Raw genomic sequence first — 1,569 nt, forward strand, 5'->3', positions numbered from 1 at the left:
CGGCGGCCCCCGCCAGGGGGGAGGGACGGGGGCCGCCGTGGGTTCAGCCCCGGGGGGTCGGACTGAACCGGCCCGGTTGGACACCGGGCTCCCTCACTGTAACTCCGGCCGGCGCCGGTTCGCGCGCCGGATGAGGCACACAGTTCGATAACGGCACAGCGCGCCCGAAGTGCCTGCCTGTCATGGATTTTCCGCCCGGCGCGACGCGCGGGTGGTGGATCAACGGGACGCGGTCCGATCAAGCTCCTATCCTGGGCGGGTGGCCGAACCGAGCAGCGCGCCGTCGCGCATCCGGAAGCCGGGCCCGGAGCACGCGGTGGCCGCGTTCTTCGACCTGGACAAGACGATCATCGCTTCGTCGAGCGCGCTGGCGTTCAGCAAGCCTCTCCTCAAAGAAGGGCTGATCAACCGTCGCGCCGCGTTGCGAAGCGCATACGCGCAGCTGGTGTTCTCGCTCGCGGGCGCCGACGAGAACAAAACCGAACGGCTGCGCGCCGAGGTTTCCGCGCTGTGCGCCGGCTGGGACGTCGCCCAGGTTTCGGCGATCGTCCGCGAAACCCTGCACGACGTCGTCGACCCGCTCGTGTACGCGGAGGCGGCGGAGCTGATCGCGCGGCACCGCGAGGACGGGCACGACGTGATCGTGCTGTCGGCGACCGGCGAAGAGGTCGTCGCGCCGGTGGCGGAGATGCTCGGCGCGACCCGGAGCGTCGCGACGCGGATGCAGATCGTCGACGGCCGCTACTCCGGCGAAGTCGACTTCTACTGCTACGGGGCCAACAAGGCCGTCGCCGCGAAGCAGCTCGCCGCGACGCACGGTTACGACCTCGCCGAGTGCTTCGCCTACACCGACTCGAGCACCGACATCCCGCTGCTCGAGGTCGTCGGGCACCCGCACGCGGTCAACCCGGACAAGCTCCTGCGGCGCGAGGCCCTCGAGCGCGGCTGGCCGATCCTGGCCTTCGACCGGCCGATGTCGCTGCGCACCCGGATCCCGACGCGATCGGCCGGGATGGTGGCGCTCGGTGTCGGCGCGGTGGCCGCCGGAGCGACCTGGTACGGCCTCAGCCGTCGCCGTCGGTCCCGCTAGCGGGACAGCCGCCACCCACACGGCCGTACGGCCTCCACTTTGCTTGGCCCAGCCCCGAATTGTCCGTCGCGGAGGGTGCCCATGTCACCCGATCCAGCCTCTGTACCGGTGCACCCGTCCGCGCACTTGAAGTGACCGGGCTCACGGCGTAGAAAGTAGGTGCGGACGTTCGGTCGGCCAGGGAACAGGTAGAAGAGAAGCCTGTTCCACCCCGGCAAACCTCCGTGCGCGGACTCCGGGTACCCACGCGCAGCGCGCCGCGGGAGGCTCGTCGTCTAGGGACTGCGTAGTGGGACGCCACACGCCGAGTCCATGTAGGTACGACCAGAGTTGCACGCTTGGTCGCCCGAGAAGTTCGCGCTTGCAGGCGGCGCCCGTGGCTTCGGCCACGGGCGCCGCCTCGTCTATTTGGGGGGTCGGTGCCGGCCGGGCGGGGCGCGAGAGACGTTCGGGCCGGGGGACCTCGCGTGACTGGGGAC

1 protein-coding gene is annotated in these 1,569 nt (G+C 70.7%); it reads left to right on the plus strand.

Annotated elements, in window-relative coordinates:
- Positions 1-259: 259 nt before the first annotated feature.
- The gene (locus tag CCN39_RS45605; protein ID WP_086853174.1) at positions 260-1,090 is read left to right on the plus strand and encodes an HAD family hydrolase; all 831 of its coding nucleotides are present in this window, start codon (positions 260-262) and stop codon (positions 1,088-1,090) included.
- Positions 1,091-1,569 lie beyond the last annotated feature (479 nt).

The organism is Amycolatopsis kentuckyensis (assembly GCF_002155975.1).
Taxonomy (GTDB): domain Bacteria; phylum Actinomycetota; class Actinomycetes; order Mycobacteriales; family Pseudonocardiaceae; genus Amycolatopsis; species Amycolatopsis kentuckyensis.